This is a genomic window from Sessilibacter sp. MAH3, from assembly GCF_054658275.1.
In genome coordinates this window covers 13,965-28,539 of sequence record NZ_BAAGIE010000018.1, presented here as the reverse complement: position 1 = coordinate 28,539, position 14,575 = coordinate 13,965, and the positions used below count along the sequence as shown (strand labels likewise).

13 protein-coding genes are annotated in these 14,575 nt (G+C 44.5%); 7 read left to right on the top strand and 6 right to left on the bottom strand.

Annotated features, from left to right (window positions below; all coding sequences use genetic code 11):
* Positions 1-121: 121 nt before the first annotated feature.
* From glyQ to ACYQ2C_RS12045, 4 genes are all read left to right on the top strand, one after another.
* Positions 122-1,102, top strand: a complete 981-nt coding sequence (gene glyQ, locus ACYQ2C_RS12060) for a glycine--tRNA ligase subunit alpha (protein WP_460048968.1) — start codon at positions 122-124, stop codon at positions 1,100-1,102.
* On the top strand, positions 1,099-3,171 hold the full coding sequence (glyS, locus tag ACYQ2C_RS12055; protein WP_460102876.1) for a glycine--tRNA ligase subunit beta: 2,073 nt from the start codon (positions 1,099-1,101) through the stop codon (positions 3,169-3,171). Before glyQ ends, glyS begins: the two co-directional genes overlap by 4 nt.
* A 26-nt stretch (positions 3,172-3,197) precedes the next feature.
* Entirely contained in the window at positions 3,198-3,746 is a 549-nt protein-coding gene (locus tag ACYQ2C_RS12050; protein ID WP_460102875.1) for a D-glycero-alpha-D-manno-heptose-1,7-bisphosphate 7-phosphatase, read from the top strand.
* Positions 3,747-3,870: 124 nt separating this feature from the next.
* A complete protein-coding gene (locus tag ACYQ2C_RS12045) occupies positions 3,871-4,590 on the top strand; it encodes a lysophospholipid acyltransferase family protein (protein ID WP_460102873.1) in 720 nt (239 codons plus the stop codon).
* 274 nt (positions 4,591-4,864) lie between these two features.
* On the opposite strand, the gene ACYQ2C_RS12040 is transcribed toward ACYQ2C_RS12045, so the two are convergent.
* The 3 genes from ACYQ2C_RS12040 to ACYQ2C_RS12030 all read right to left on the bottom strand — a co-directional run bounded on the left by ACYQ2C_RS12040 (position 4,865) and on the right by ACYQ2C_RS12030 (position 9,277).
* Positions 4,865-6,337 carry a PepSY-associated TM helix domain-containing protein gene (locus tag ACYQ2C_RS12040; RefSeq protein ID WP_460102872.1) on the bottom strand — a complete coding sequence of 491 codons (1,473 nt, stop codon included), beginning with the start codon at positions 6,335-6,337 and terminating at the stop codon, positions 4,865-4,867.
* Positions 6,338-6,343: 6 nt separating this feature from the next.
* Positions 6,344-6,889 (bottom strand): hypothetical protein, encoded by a 546-nt coding sequence (locus ACYQ2C_RS12035; protein ID WP_460048961.1) that lies wholly within the window; start codon positions 6,887-6,889, stop codon positions 6,344-6,346.
* 255 nt (positions 6,890-7,144) lie between these two features.
* Complete coding sequence (locus tag ACYQ2C_RS12030) at positions 7,145-9,277, bottom strand: TonB-dependent siderophore receptor (RefSeq protein WP_460102870.1); 2,133 nt, start codon at positions 9,275-9,277, stop codon at positions 7,145-7,147.
* A 453-nt stretch (positions 9,278-9,730) separates the two neighbouring features.
* Here ACYQ2C_RS12030 and ACYQ2C_RS12025 point away from each other — a divergent pair, with 453 nt between their 5' ends.
* The 3 genes from ACYQ2C_RS12025 (at position 9,731) to ACYQ2C_RS12015 (ending at position 12,004) form a co-directional block, all read left to right on the top strand.
* The gene (locus ACYQ2C_RS12025; RefSeq protein ID WP_460102869.1) at positions 9,731-11,374 is read left to right on the top strand and encodes a sodium:solute symporter family protein; all 1,644 of its coding nucleotides are present in this window, start codon (positions 9,731-9,733) and stop codon (positions 11,372-11,374) included.
* An 87-nt stretch (positions 11,375-11,461) separates the two neighbouring features.
* Positions 11,462-11,674 (top strand): hypothetical protein, encoded by a 213-nt coding sequence (locus tag ACYQ2C_RS12020; protein ID WP_460048957.1) that lies wholly within the window; start codon positions 11,462-11,464, stop codon positions 11,672-11,674.
* Positions 11,675-11,677: 3 nt separating this feature from the next.
* Positions 11,678-12,004, top strand: a complete 327-nt coding sequence (locus ACYQ2C_RS12015; RefSeq protein WP_460048955.1) for a YbjQ family protein — start codon at positions 11,678-11,680, stop codon at positions 12,002-12,004.
* A gap of 55 nt (positions 12,005-12,059) precedes the next feature.
* Here the strand turns inward: ACYQ2C_RS12015 and ACYQ2C_RS12010 are convergent, their stop codons facing one another.
* The 3 genes from ACYQ2C_RS12010 to ACYQ2C_RS12000 form a co-directional block, all read right to left on the bottom strand.
* Positions 12,060-12,812 carry a dienelactone hydrolase family protein gene (locus tag ACYQ2C_RS12010; RefSeq protein WP_460102867.1) on the bottom strand — a complete coding sequence of 251 codons (753 nt, stop codon included), beginning with the start codon at positions 12,810-12,812 and terminating at the stop codon, positions 12,060-12,062.
* 228 nt (positions 12,813-13,040) lie between these two features.
* Positions 13,041-13,874 carry a DUF6999 family protein gene (locus ACYQ2C_RS12005; RefSeq protein ID WP_460102866.1) on the bottom strand — a complete coding sequence of 278 codons (834 nt, stop codon included), beginning with the start codon at positions 13,872-13,874 and terminating at the stop codon, positions 13,041-13,043.
* Positions 13,867-14,574 carry an iron-containing redox enzyme family protein gene (locus ACYQ2C_RS12000; protein WP_460102865.1) on the bottom strand — a complete coding sequence of 236 codons (708 nt, stop codon included), beginning with the start codon at positions 14,572-14,574 and terminating at the stop codon, positions 13,867-13,869. The genes ACYQ2C_RS12005 and ACYQ2C_RS12000 overlap by 8 nt, the downstream gene beginning before the upstream one ends.
* Between the last annotated feature and the right edge of the window lies 1 nt (position 14,575).

Here is a 14,575-nt window from a genome sequence, read left to right as displayed (position 1 = left end):
ACTCAAATTTTAATGCTTTTACGGCAAATTTTAATTGCTGGGTGAGAAATCAGCCTAGGACGTCTATAATCCGCCCTCAACTTTTTTTGCCAATAACCAGTTTCAGTGGAGCAAGATCACCGTGGCCGAATCTAACGCCGCGTCCGGGCCCGACGTCAGCACCTTTCAAGGGCTCATTTTCGCATTACAGCAGTACTGGGCCGAACAGGGCTGCGTAATATTACAACCTCTTGATATGGAAGTCGGCGCCGGTACTTTCCATCCAGCCACGGTTTTACGTGCGCTTGGCCCTGAGACCTGGAATGCCGCCTATGTGCAACCCAGCCGTCGTCCTACCGATGGTCGCTTTGGTGAAAACCCCAACCGCTTACAGCACTACTATCAATTCCAAGTCGTGATGAAACCATCGCCCGACAACATTCAAGAATTGTATTTGAATTCGCTGAAGCATTTGGGAATTGATCCGCTGATTCACGACATTCGCTTTGTTGAAGACAACTGGGAATCGCCAACTCTTGGTGCATGGGGTTTAGGCTGGGAAGTGTGGCTAAACGGTATGGAAGTCACCCAGTTTACCTATTTCCAACAGGTTGGCGGCCTAGAGTGTTATCCCGTTACCGGTGAAATCACTTACGGTTTAGAGCGTATCGCCATGTATTTGCAAGGCGTGAACACCGTTTACGATCTAGTCTGGGCGAAAAACCCAAATGGCGACATAGTCACCTACGGCGATGTTTTCCATCAAAACGAAGTCGAAATGTCGCACTTTAACTACGAAGAAGCCGACGTTCCGTTTTTATTTCAGTGCTTCGACAAATACGAAAGCGAAAGCCAACGTTTGGTTGAAAAAGGCTTGCCATTACCGGCTTACGAAATGGTTATGAAAGCTTCGCACACCTTTAATTTATTGGATGCCCGCCACGCGATCTCGGTGACCGAGCGCCAGCGCTACATTTTGCGCGTACGCACCCTTGCCCGCGCCGTTGCTCAAGCTTACTTTGAGCGTCGCCGTGCTTTGGGCTTCCCACTTGCTCCAGAATCGTTACGCAATGAAGTATTAGCCGCGTGTGAAGCACAAGATGCCGCGGGAGAAAAAGCATGAGCCAAGATTTTCTAGTAGAACTCGGAACCGAAGAGTTACCACCCAAAGCCCTTAAAACCCTCGCCAATGCCTTCAAAGAAGGAATTGAGCAGGGTTTAAAAGCCGCCGATCTTGAATTCGCCAGCATTAAAGCACTGGCAGCACCGCGTCGTTTGGCAGTTATCGTTACCGATCTCGCCGACACCACGCCTAAGAAAGAAAGCTTAATGTTTGGCCCACCGGCAAAGATCGCATTCGATGCTGAAGGCAAGCCAACCAAAGCCGCAGAAGCCTTTGCCCAGAAAAACGGTTTGAGCCTTGATCAGTTAACCACTCAAAACGATGGCAAGGTAGAGAAGTTAGCGTTCACTCAGGTTAGCGGCGGAGAACCTACCACAGATCTATTGGCTGATTTGGTAAGCAAATCTTTAGCGGCCTTACCCATTCCAAAACGCATGCGTTGGGGTGCAACACGTACCGAGTTTGTGCGTCCTGCGCACTGGTTAGTCCTGTTGTTCGGCAAAGAGGTTGTTAGCGGCCAAGTACTTGGCTTGAACGCCGGTAACCTAACCCGCGGTCATCGCTTTCACTGCAATCAAACTCTCGAAATTACCGAACCAAGCCAGTATGTAAGCACTCTCTTACAAGACGGTTTTGTGCAAGTAGACTTCGAACAACGCCAGGCTGAAATTCGCAAACAAGTAGAGGCAGAAGCCGAAAAAATCGGCGGTATAGCGGTTATTGAAGACGATCTTTTAGATGAGGTTACCGCTCTTGTGGAATGGCCCGTTGCTTTGACCGGTCGATTCGACGAAGCCTTCTTAGAAGTACCAGCCGAAGCCTTGATTTCGTCCATGTCGGAACATCAAAAGTATTTCCACGTGGTTGATAGCAACGGCAAGCTACTGCCTAACTTCATTACTGTCGCCAACATTGTCAGCCAAAATCCAGACGCGGTTATTGACGGTAACGAGCGCGTCATTCGCCCTCGCCTTGCCGACGCGGCGTTCTTCTTTGAAACCGATAAAAAGCACACCTTGGACGAATATCGCGATCGTTTAAAAACCATCGTCTTCCAAGCCAAGCTCGGCACCCTATTCGAAAAGACCGAACGTGTGGCGGGTTTAGCCAGTGCTATTGCCGCTAAATTGGGCTACGACGCCACAAAAGCAGCACGCGCCGGTGAATTGTGTAAGAGCGATCTTGCCTCTGATATGGTGTTGGAATTCGACAAGATGCAAGGTATCGCCGGTCGTTACTACGCATTGAATCAACAAGAAGACGGCGAAGTTGCCGAAGCATTGGCCGAACAATACTTGCCAAAATTCGCCGGCGATAAGTTGCCCAAAACCAACATTGGTACCGTGCTGGCGTTGGCCGATCGCCTAGATACCTTGGCGGGTATTTTTGGCATTGGCGAGCAACCCACTGGTTCGAAAGACCCGTTTGCGCTGCGTCGAGCCAGCCTTGCGGTATTAAGATTACTGGTCGAGAACAAACTCGATCTTGATCTTAACGAGTTGCTTGGTCTTGCCATCGCTCAGTATTCGCAGTTACCAAAGGCCGAAGGTCTGCAAGCAACGGTTGTGAACTACATGATCGAGCGCTTAAAAGCCTGGTACGAAGACGCCAACATCAGCGCCGAGATCTTCCAATCGGTGAATGCTAAAGGCTTGTCTACACCCACGGATATCGACGCACGTATCGCGGCGGTAGCGGAGTTCACCAAGCTTGAAGCAGCAACTGCTTTGGCGGCTGCAAACAAGCGTGTATCGAATATTTTGGCGAAAAACGAAACCGAAATCGTGCCAATGAAAACCAATTTATTGATTGAAGACGCCGAGATCGCGCTGGCCAATGCGCTAGTGGATATTACTCGCGAGACCGCGCCATTGTTTGCCGAGCAGCAATACACCCAAGCGCTTACGGCACTTGCGGCACTACGCGCGCCGGTGGATCGCTTCTTTGATGAAGTTATGGTGATGGCCGAAGACGATACGCTTCGCAATAACCGCATGGCCTTGTTACAGAGCTTGCGTGATCTATTCTTGCAAGTGGCCGATATCTCTTATTTGGTTGCGGCAAAGTAAGTTAATTTTTTGAAGTAGGTTTAAGCGTGCAATTATTGGTCTTAAATCGGGATGGTTTAATCAACCAATTCCGAGTAGGTGGTGTAACCGAGTTGTCCCAGTGGCAACCGGTCTGCGGGGCTGCTGACCAATTAGCACGCCTAAATCATGCTGGGTTTAACATTGTTATTGCCACCAACCAGCCCGCCATTGGCAGTGGCGAAATGGAGCTGGATCAGCTTGAGGCAATACACACCAAGCTTAATGAGTTGGTAGAAAATCGCGGCGCAACCATTGCCGGAATTTTTTATTGCCCGCATACGCCCGACGACAATTGCTTTTGTCGCAAACCCAAAACCGGCTTGATTGATGCCATCGAGCTGGAATTTGGCGTGCCTGCCGATGAAATCGTATTTGTCACCAGCCAAAAAGACGATGTGATTTTGGCCGAAACCGTGGGCGCCCAAGCTATTTTCGTGACACCGGTACTGGCTGAGGGTGTTGATGGGAATACAAGTACCCTTGAAAACGACGCAATTATTGCTCGCTTTAATCTGTTGTCCGATGCCTGTGATTACATTCTGCGGCATTTTTAACGAACTCTTCACTGACTTAATATCACTGGTTTATCGCTATGCGTTTAACAGCTCGCACACAGCTGGATGATTTAATTCTTTACCGTAAATTTATCCGTCTACACGGTTTTAAGTACGCGTATTTATGATCAATTATTTTCGCTCGGTTGTTTTTCATATCTTGTATGCAACCTCCGCCATTTTAGCCGGTATGTTTGCAGTTACCTTCTATTATGTTTTTCCTAAACCTCTGGCTCGAAAAATTATCAACCGCTGGAATTTTTTCGTTGTTGCTGCGGCAAACGCAGTCTGTGGTATTCGCTACCGTATTGAATTTCCTGAGGGCGAACCGGATTTATCGAAAAATTACGTTATCATGGCAAAGCATCAAAGTGCTTGGGAAACGTTTTATTTGCAGACGTTATTCAGACCCATGAGCACCATTTTGAAAAAAGAATTATTGAAGTTGCCTTTTTTCGGCTGGGGCCTTGCGCGGTTAAATCCTGTGGCGATTGATCGCGCTAATCCACTAAAAGCCTTAAAACAGGTAAAAAGCGACGGTGTTGCGCGTATTCGCTCGGGCCGTAATTTATTGGTGTTCCCCGAAGGCACGCGCGTAGAGCCAAAACAAACCGGTAAATACGCACGCAGCGGTGCCGAAATTGCGCTGGCCTGTAATGTCGATGTAATTCCTGTCGCTCACAATGCCGGTAGCTTTTGGCTAAATAAACAGTTTGTGAAAAAACCCGGCGTGATTACCGTAGTGGTTGGTAAACCCATTTCTACCGTCGGCAAAACCTCGCGCGAAGTAACCGAGTTGGTTCAAAATTGGATTGAAACCCAGCAGGCACGCATTGAACCGTAAAACAAGTAATGCGGAAAACACACAATCTGTAAAACAAGCAATTCCTGAAAAATAATCTCTAAAAATAGTCCCTAAAAATAGATTGCATTTATTAAAGGAAACTCTGATTAACCCAGAGTTTCTCGCAACACAAGGATGCGTCGCCAATTTCAAAAACGGTAAACTGAAATTGTGAGGAGATTGGAAATCGCATTATCAATTTCTGCCCTCTGATTAAATAAAAAAAGCCACGCTGATAAATGTGGCTTTTTTTGTTTAAAAATACAACCGTACATTACTGCACAAACACTGGTGTTAACTCTGCTGGGTTTATGCAACTTCGCTGTAGTTTAAAAGATCGATACGCCATCACCCCAAACCAAATCATCAAGGCCATTAAGAACAGATCACCGCCTATGGCTGCGGACGCTAAAATACTCGAACCAAAACTCACCACGTATACGATTAAAAGCACCAGCGCTAAAATTGCATTCAGTATCAGTAATTGTGTTTTCAAGGCTTGAGTGTTTTTAACCCACACGCTGGCGACTAATAAAAACGCCAAAGGCAACCAAAACCAAAAGGCCGTAGGATTTTTTAACAGTAACGATAAACTTCCGCACAGTAACATTACCGCCGGTGTTCCCCACACTAAGCTCGTCCACAGAGGATTAACAAAGGTTTCGTGTTTGCGTTTTAACAGCCAAATATTAACACCAGAGACGCAAATGACCGTTAAACTCAAACCCAATAGCGCGTAAATTATTTTTACGCTTAAACCTGCGAAATCACCAAAATGCAATCGATAGATTGAATAGGCAATTTGCTTTCCGACCGCGCCATCAATGTAATCACCCGTGGAAATAAATTCGCCGTTAATTGAAAAACGAAAAGTCTCTGAATACAACAATCGCTCGGGCTGTTGCACAAAAAAATCTAAGAATTGTTTGTCGGTACCGGCTTCGTGCAGAATCGCAAATAAGGGTTTACCACCGGGATTCATAGCTTCTACTTGTCGATAAGCATTAGCAAATTCAACATGACCTACTTGTTGCGTTAATTGCGGTTCGGCGCCGTAAATTTCTTCCAGTAATCCAGCGCGATCACCGTTGTGAGCAAATTCTGCGTAAGCAGCAAATAACAAACCCACAAAACCAAAATACACACCGGTCATGGCAATCATCAAATAAAAAGGTAAGCCCCAAACACTTAGGCGGTTGTGAATATCCACTTGATAAATGCGTTCGCTGTTATTTTTTCTCCATTTAAAGGCGTCTCTAATAATGCTTGGATGGGACAAGATACCGGAAATAATTAGCGCTGCTAAAAATACGCCGGTAATACTTACAACGTACAAGGCAAAGGATTCTGGCAATAACAGCGAAGTATGTAGGCGTGTGAGAAATTCTGCGTAAGGCGCTGCGGCCGATTGTGCAAATTCGCCTTCAGAGTCTAAATACCACGAGTCTTTTTTATTGCCAATTTTATAACGTGGCGACGCATCTGACGGAAAAAATACGTATTCGTGATCGGATAATTCTGTATTCTCATCTAAGTAGCGATTAAGAGACGCTTCTACCTGCTCGATACTGGCGATATTACCTTCTGGTGCTAGGGGTTGTTCCCAACGACCTATTTCGCTGTGAAATACGGCAACGGTTCCACTGATGCAAACCAAATATAAAATTGCAGCGACAAAAAGCCCGCTCAAGGAATGGCTACTTGTGCAGGCTTTAACGAGAGATTGGTTTTCTGTAGGCTTCAACATAAAAAACTACATAATAAAATTAATAGAAAATAAACCAACACCGGCACACAGAGTTAATGCAGGTTTAATTAATGACGGTTTGGTGTAACACCAAACGCACAAACAGGCCCACATTATGGGTAACAAGATAAAACCCAAAGCTAAACGATTAGCCGACTGCCAGGGCAAAAATTCAATCACTGTCGCCATAAATAAAATACTTACTACGCCACTGAGTAATACGCCTACTAAAAATCGTGCGGTGTGTTGCCAAACTTTTTTGGCACTCGGTGTTGCTGGCTGCCACGGCCTTGCCTGAATTTTTATATTTTTACTGCTAAGGTTTTGCACAAAAATAATTAACCAAGCGTAAAACCCAAAGCATAAAAATCCGAGTGTTAACCCGTATTCAACGCCAATGCCATGGGTCCAAGCTATCAACGCTAATGCCTGTAAAACCCAGCCGAGCACGGTATAAATGGCGGTAAGTCTAATAATTTTTCGCCACGACAAATACAAACACACTACACCGGCAAACTGAATAATAATTCCAGCCAAAATTGAACCGTTCATAAATTCCTCTGTGTTCAACAATAATGTACCAAACACCTGTAAATACTTTAAAAAACCCTGCCTAATTTAACGATGGGAAACTCTGATTAACCCAGAGTTTCCCTCAACACAAGGATGTGTCGCCAATTTCAAGAACGGTAAGTGATTGAAATTGAGAAGAAATTGGAAATCGCATTTTCAATTTCTGTCCTCTGATTACATCATGGATGAATTAATTAGCGGTCCCGATGTTTTCACCAGCGTCTTAAAACTTCGTTAAAAACGGTAACTTACCTTGGCAACCGCTGTTCTTCTTACACCCGGAAAACAATCACCACGAGTTAAGCACGACGTTAAATATTCTTTATCTTCTAAATTACGAATATTTAAGGTTAGATCTATCTTTTCAAATTCATAGCCAATCATAAAATCGGCCAAGGTGTAACTGGGTGTTTTATAACTTAATAAAGCCCCGTTACCTAAACCGGCTTCGGACACCGACTCACCAAAATAACGCAAACCAAATCCGGTTTTAAAACCATGTAAGTGATCAAAAATGGTGGGTCGCCAAGTAAGCCAAGTGCTGGCTTGTTTTTCTGCAATTGCAGGTAACGCCAAACCGTTAGGATCTTTGGCATTTAATAATGATGCCGCAAATTGCCAGTAAAAATCTTGCCAATAACCGCGACCTTCTAGCTCGACGCCCTTAATGCTTCCCTCGCCTTGTTGTTGTGCCGCGTCTCTGGGCAAACCATTTGGGTTGGGCAAATTGGTAATTTTAATGTCGTAGGCAGCTAGGGTAATTAATGAACGACCATCCTCGGGCGAATATTTTACGCCGACTTCGTATTGCTCGGCCTCTTCGGGATCTAACTGATTACCGGCAAGATCGGTTCCGACGACCGTTTCAAAAGACTCTGCATAGTTAACGTATGGCGCCAAGCCATTCTCAAAACTGTATAAGGCACCCACACTGGTGGATATCGCTTTATCGTTTTGCGTTACCGCACCGTCATCGTTATCGACTTCATCGGAGCGAAGACCCAGAGTAAAACGCCATTGATTCCACGCAATTTGATCGGAAAAATAAAAACCGATGTCTTCTACGGTTTGCTCCGGAGTATCCACAAAACCTGCGGCAAAATCGGCGTCGCTTGGAACCAAGCCGTTGTAGGTTGGATTGGCTAAGTCCAAAATAAAGCTAAAGTCGCCTTCTAAAACACCGGCGGCGCGTATTCTCGATGACTCATCATCGGTGCGTACATCTTGATATTGCACACCCAATAAAACGTTGTGCTCAAGTGCGCCGGTAGTAAAGTCCAGTAAAAACCGAACGTCTAAGGCTTTTTGATCAAACGTATTTTTCGCCTGAAAAAATGTTCGTGCAACGGCTGCATCTGGGAAAATATCGGTATTTAAAAACTGATTTAAATATCTGCTAGCTCCGGTAAAGGTTGGCCAAGATTGACGATAATCGGCCTCACCGCTGCGGTACAATGCAGTCGCTTCGACGCTGGCAATGCTGTTAATTTGATGTTTCGCTAAAAACGTAAACTGCTCTGACTCGGTATCGTAGCGATCAAAACCCGGCACACCGGTAAAGACATCTTGATCAATAAAACCCACGCCCTCTAGCGGAAACAAGGTTCCTTCGACTGGAACAAATTGCGCTGCGGCAAGGCTGTCGGTTTTGTGGTATTCGTAAAACGCGGTTAATTCCGTGCTTTCACTAGGTCGGTAAGTAATAGACGGTAAAAATAATACTGTATCGTCATTAACAAAATCGACCTGTGTGTCGGATTCGCGGGAATATGCCACAAACCGGCCCAGCCATTGGCCGTTCTCGCTTAATACCGAATTAACATCGGCACCAAATACTTGGCGATCGTTATTCCCGAATTCGGCAAATATTTCCTTAAACGATTCTGCCTTTGGGGTTTTAGTCACCGCGTTAACTAGGCCGCCCGGCGTACCTTGACCATACAAAACCGACGCAGGGCCTTTGAGGATTTCAACTTGCTCTAGCGCGTAGGTCTCGATACGTGTGCTGTTAAAACTGCCAAACAGTTCTTGAATCGAGTCGCGATAGCGTGGCACCGAAAGCCCACGCACGTAAATAGCATCGCCACGGGTGGCAAAACCAAAGGTTTCCCCGGATACACCGGCTGAATAGGTCGCCACCTGGGATAGATTTAGCGCGCCCTTATCAATGAATAAGTCCGCCGATTCAATGGTTACCGAACGCGAGGTTTCTACCACCGGTGCCGACGATTTAGTCGCGCCAAACTCGCTAAGTTTACCCACGACTCGCACCTCTTCTAAGGTGTCGCCTTGGTCGGCAAAGACGTTGTGTGCAGCACAGGCGACTGCGACGGCCAGAAAACAGTGGGTAAAGCGTTGGTACATCATTAAAATACTCGTTTGATTAATATCTGTTAATGATATTAATTATCATTTGCAAATGATACAAGTAATTAAGTGTTAATCATTTCTAAAAATATTTTTATGGGTAATTCAATAACCCCTAGCAGTTTATCTGTATCCCAAAAAACGTTAGCAGAGTCTTATAACCACTATAAATATGAGGGTACTCGATCTATTTCTCTTAAGATTACGGGGTTACTTGTATAAACATCTCTAATTAACTTATCGGCGATTTAACTGGAGCACAGAAATAAAAGACGCGATTTCTAATTCCTGTACCCTTTCAATCACTTACCGTTCTAGAAACTACCAACCCGTCCTTGTGAAGCTGGAAACTCTCTGTTAACCGAGGTTTCCTGTGGTTTAATTTCGTGAATGAGCGTGATTTATTCGTCAATAGATAGCAAAGATGTTTTTTAAATAAAGCGAGCTTTGTCTATGGGTGAGATTACAAATTTAGATTGGTGGGTCATTGGCCTGTATTTATTCGGCCTAATGGCACTGGCGGTTTGGTTATCTCGTTCGCAATCTAATCGCGCCGACTATTACGTTGGTGGTCGCGACATTGGCAGCTGGCCGGTTGCTATTTCAATACTCGCTACACAATGTTCTACCAACAGTATTTTAGGCGCACCCGCGTTTGTGGCATTTACTCTTGGCGGCGGTTTGGTGTGGCTGCAATACGAGCTGGCACTGCCCTTAGCCATGATCGTTTTAATTTTATTTTTTATGCCGTTATTTAGGCATCTACGCTTGGTGTCTGTGTATGAATTTATCGAGCAACGCTACGATTTAAAAACGCGATTATTACTGAGTGGTTTATTTTTGTGGGTTCGAGCCTTTGCCACGGCAGTAACGGTTTACAGTATCGCCATTGTTATTGATTTAATTACCGGAATTGGATTTTTAGGTTCCGTTATTATGCTCGGTGTTTTTACGGTTATTTACGACGTATTTGGCGGAATAAAAGGTGTTATTTATTCCGATGTTATTCAGATGTTTATTTTGGTCGCCGTATTAATTTTAGTCTTTGTTTACCTGATTAATGGCATTGGTGGCTTTGGGCAATTATTTCAACTCGTCGATAGCGAACGCATTAACGCCATCGATTTTTCTCATCACGGTTTAGGTGACCAACATACCTTTGCTTTTTGGCCGATGTTATTTGGTGGCTTATTTTTGTATTTAGCCTATTACGGCTGCGACCAGAGCCAAGTACAGCGTGAGCTGAGCACTAAAAATATCGATACCACCAACCAATCCTTAATGATTAACGGCTTTTTACGGTTTCCGTTGGTGTTGCTCTATTGCTTTGTGGGCGTGGGTATTGCGGCCTACACTCAACTCGAACCCACGTTTTTAAGTCATCTTCCTACGACTAGCTCGGGTCAGCCTCAATACAATTTAGCCGTACCCGCCTATATGATTTCGGCACTGCCTTCAGGTCTGGTGGGTCTTGCATTAGTGGCACTGTTTGCCGCCGCCATGTCGTCGCTGGATTCTGTACTAAATTCACTCAGTGCGACGACCATGGAAGACTTTGTGGTTCGTTTTAGACAGTCGCCGTTGTCTTCGATACAAGAATTGTGGATTTCTCGACTTGTTACGGTGATTTGGGGAACTATTACGCTGGCTATGGCGTTCTTTGTCGGCGATATTGCGCCAACCGTTCTTGAAGCCATCAATAAGATTGGCTCCCTTGCCAATGGCTCTATTTTAGCGGTTTTTACCGCTACACTCTTTATAAGAATGCCCAGCGCGCTCGGTGCGTGTTTTGGCTTAATATTGGGTATTTTTGTAAATGCTCTGTTTTGGAAATTTATACCCAGTGTTTCTTGGCTTTGGTGGAATCCGCTTGGTTTTACGGTGACCTTATTGGTGATTCTGCTGGGTGGTTCAATAAACCAATTAACCAAAACCAACGTCAGAACTCCAAAGGCAGTATTTGCAACAGAATCCCGTATGACTGCTCTTCAGTTGCTGGCAGAACAAAGCGATTTAAACTGGCCACGCCGTTGCGGTTATTTAGTGCTGTGGTTTTTTGTGTTATTAGTATTTTTGTTGATGTTGTCGTATTACTAAAAAAGGTCCTCTGAGTAACTGTTGTGTAATCTATTCAGAGGTTCCTAAATATTTAACCTTCGTCTACTAGAGGTTAGCTAAATTATTATGGATAAATACGAAAAAATATCTTATTCCTTATTAGGATTTGTTGCTGTTATTTATGTATTGCTGTTGATTTTTGGACTGGTCGCCGCATTTCCATTTGGCATTATCGGCTTTATTGCTATTGCCGGGGTTGGCCTATTAATCATTAAAGTCATTAAAGAACGATTAAATAATAAAGAAGACGATTACTACTCTAAAAACGTGGATCAATAACTAATGCTTATTACTACTCAAGACGAATTAGCGGGCTTTGAAATCGTAGAAACACTGGGCTTGGTACGCGGCAATACCATACGCGCCCGTCACATTGGCAAAGATTTATTGGCGAGTTTACGTACCATTGTTGGTGGCGAAATTACCGAGTACACCAAAATGCTCGCCGAGGCACGCGAGCAATCATTAGATCGCATGATTGCGCAGGCAAAAATTAAAGGCGCCGATGCTATTGTGGGAATGCGCTTTGTAACCTCGCCGGTTATGCAAGGTGCCGCAGAACTTCTCGCCTACGGCACCGCAGTTAAGGTTATTCCAAAGCGCGACTGAATATTCTTTACTATCGGTTTATTTGTTGACGAACTCTTATTAAATCACAGAGAAATTAATCGGCGCTTCTGGCAGTGACTTTTTCTAGGAATTCACCAAAACGCTGCCAAGATTTTTTGTCGGCGTCTTCGCGATAATTATTACCGCCAAACACCGTAAAGGCATGGGGCGCACCGCTGTAGGTGATCATTTCGTGGTGAATGCCCGCGCCTTCTAATTCATTGGCCAAACCGGCAAATTGATCCATGGTAATGGCTTTATCGGCTGTACCGTGCATGATTAACAGATCACCCTTAGTCGCCGAATAATTTTGCCCTTCCGGCGTTTTTAAACCACCGTGAAAGGTCGCAAAGCCGTCCATATCCATACCGGCGCGCGCCATTTCTAAAACCACGGCGCCACCAAAACAATACCCCATGGCAACGGCCTTGTCGGTATTAGCGCCTTTCGTCTTCGCGGTTTTTAAAGCACCTTCGGCAAGGGCGCGCATTTTTTCGCGATCGGTATACAACTCACCGGTATGTTGACGACGGTCTTCAACCTTGGTTGGGCGAATTCCAGCTCCGAACATATCGGCGGCAAACACCGCATAACCCATATCCGCAAGCATTTGCGCACGTTGAATTTCGTAATCGGTTAAACCATCCCAGTCGTGCATTAACAAAACCAAAGGTGCGTCTTTTTTTGCCGCTTCAACAAAATAACCTTCGTATTTATTACCGTTAACCTCATAGGTCACGGCCTGCCCTTCGGCAAAACTCAATGCAGAATAGAATAACCCCAAACCTAACAGCGTTTTTCGTAACATAGTGCCCACCTAAATTTGTTATTGTGATCAAGACGTTAATTTATGGTTGAGTTAAAACTGGTTACCTAAACATTTATAAGAACCTCTGATTAACTCATCCGTCATTTAATCAGAGGACAGAAATTGAAAATGCGATTTCCAATTTCTTCACAATTTCCATCACTTACCGTTCTCGAAATTGGCGACACCTCCTCGTGTCGCGAGAAACTCTGGGTTAAGCAGAGTTTCCTATACTGATTTTTCTTTCAGGTTATGCAAAACCGAATAAACGTATTCGCAAAAAAAGCCGTGCATTAAAAAGCGTTGGCTTAGGTTCCAAGGCCCAACGAGATAATGCGGAAATTTGTTGTAGGCCATTTCTACTAGGCTTTTATCGCCAATAATTTCGCCTACACGAATCGCCATGGATTGGTCGAGATTAAAACCATTAATGGCATCGCGGTATTCGTCACGTGTTAGCAGTAAACAAAATAAACACATAAATAATGCGTGTGAGGTTTCAAAATCGAAGACTTGGGTTTTCTTTTTAGTAACTTGCAAGGCTTGCATATCAACGGTTTGCCAGTGCTGCCAGTTGATTGCTGATTCTGAGGCTTTGTTGTAACGCCAATGTCCCATTTCTTTAAAGCAACGAAATAACTCTTGATCGTGTTTTACAAAGGAGTCGTCCATCATGTCGTTTATTTTTACGGGATAAAGCATGATGGGTTGAACCGGAAGATCACCCCCTTTTAAATACTGATTATCGATTAAAAAATTAATAATATTCGATTCACAACCGTAGTGACGCAGAATCAAAAGATTCGCTTCTACACTGACGAAATTTTCGCAAAACCAACAAATGGTTTTTTGCAGAAAGTTGTGCGCCGAGAACTGCGGTAAGGGTAAACGTTTAATAAACCACGTTAAATGCAAAAGCACAGCGAATAACGCTTGAAATAACGGTCTTAACGTCCAACGAAAAGGATTCTCTAAATCTTTTAACCAAAGCTTAAGCGCGTCTTTTTCAATGGGAAGACTGTCGTCGTATTCTAAGGCTTGTAAAAACGGGCTTTTACTCATAGTCGATAACTTCTAACTGTAAAGCGTAAAGGCGCGCTACCACCTTCGCGGTGGTGGTAATTTCTTCGATAGCGCTCTCGTCGATGCAAACTCGATTTAACATGATGTACAGCTTTTCCATGTGTGAGTCGTCGTTGTCACCGTGATACTGCATAAATTTTGTCGCGGTTTTTGGCAAGGCTAAAAGCTCGTCGATGCGCGACGCCCACTCGTTCGCCATTTTTTCGCCAAGACCTTCGATGATCCACATAGCACCGATAAGCCCTACTGGGTTTTTCTCACTGGATTTATGCATCATGTAACCGTGCAAGGCTTCGCTGCCGATATTTTTTGGCTGTTGTTGAATAAGACTAATATCGCCACCGGCGGCTTCAAAGTCTTTTTCTAGCAATAAATAATCGAGATGCTCTTCTTTGGCGTGACCAATAACGATAGAACGAATATCGGAAAATTCACGATCAAAACTCGATGCCGCTCGACTGATCCAGCGTGAACCTTCGATTACTTGTTGGCGAAGATTTAATAGCAGGATTTTGTAGTCGTCATTGGTTAACGAACCTGCATTAAGTTTGCGAATAATATCGGTGCGATTTAATTGTTTTTCAAAATTCAGCCAAACACTAATTAATGATTGCAAACAATTCTGTGCATGGGGAGTTAATGTTTCTTTTGTTGCGGTTTCTTTACTTGATGTCTGCATA